We start from the raw sequence: 1,034 nt of genomic DNA on the forward strand, positions 1-1,034 counted from the left end.
GTTCATGGAGATCATGGACGAGCTGGTGTCCGACTTCTCGGACGGACGATCCGTTCCGGCTGCCGCTGATGTCATATCTGCAGACCCTATGCCGTCCGGAGCCCGAGACTTCGCATTTCGGGACACCTTCGACGCACGCGTCACGGGATTTTTGCGGCACGAGCGGTGACGGACAGGTCGACGGGGCTCATGGGGTCGGTGCGTGGAAAGGGGACCGGTCGAGGTGAGATACCCTGAGACGTGTCACTGATCGACGAAGAAGCCCCCCGTACCGGTGCCCGGACCTACGAGGTCCGCACCTACGGCTGCCAGATGAACGTACACGACTCCGAGCGCCTGTCGGGGTTGCTGGAGGACGCCGGCTTCGCCAAGGCCGCTGCCGGCACGTCACCCGATCTGGTCGTGTTCAACACGTGCGCGGTGCGGGAGAACGCCGACAACAAGCTGTACGGCAATCTGAGTCATCTGCGCCCGGTCAAGGACGACAACCCCGACATGCAGATCGCCGTCGGCGGCTGCCTCGCCCAGAAGGACCGCGACACGGTCGTGAAGAAGGCGCCCTGGGTCGACGTGGTCTTCGGCACGCACAACATCGGCAATCTTCCCGCGCTGCTCGAACGGGCGCGGCACAACCGCCGCGCCGAGGTCGAGATTCTCGACGCTCTCGAGGCGTTCCCGTCGACGTTGCCCGCCAAGCGCGAGTCGTCGTACGCCGGATGGGTGTCGATCTCCGTCGGCTGCAACAACACGTGCACCTTCTGCATCGTGCCGTCGCTGCGCGGCAAGGAGGTCGACCGGCGTCCCGGCGACATCCTCGCCGAAGTGCAGGCGCTCGTCGACGAGGGCGTGCTCGAGGTGACGTTGCTCGGCCAGAACGTCAACTCCTACGGCCGGTCCTTCGCCGATCCCGAGCAGCCCCGCGACCGGGGTGCCTTCGCCGCGCTGCTGCGCGCGTGCGGCGACATCGAGGGCCTCGAGCGGGTGCGCTTCACGTCCCCGCACCCGGCGGAATTCACCGACGACGTCATCGAGGC

1 protein-coding gene is annotated in these 1,034 nt (G+C 66.6%); it reads left to right on the forward strand.

Annotated elements, in window-relative coordinates; genetic code table 11:
• Positions 1-312 precede the first annotated feature (312 nt).
• Positions 313-1,034: radical SAM protein (locus R1101_RS0124175; RefSeq protein ID WP_232284826.1), on the forward strand; the 722-nt coding region annotated here is incomplete at its 3' end.

The sequence above is a fragment of the Rhodococcus sp. R1101 genome, from assembly GCF_000278445.1.
GTDB lineage: Bacteria > Actinomycetota > Actinomycetes > Mycobacteriales > Mycobacteriaceae > Rhodococcus > Rhodococcus gordoniae.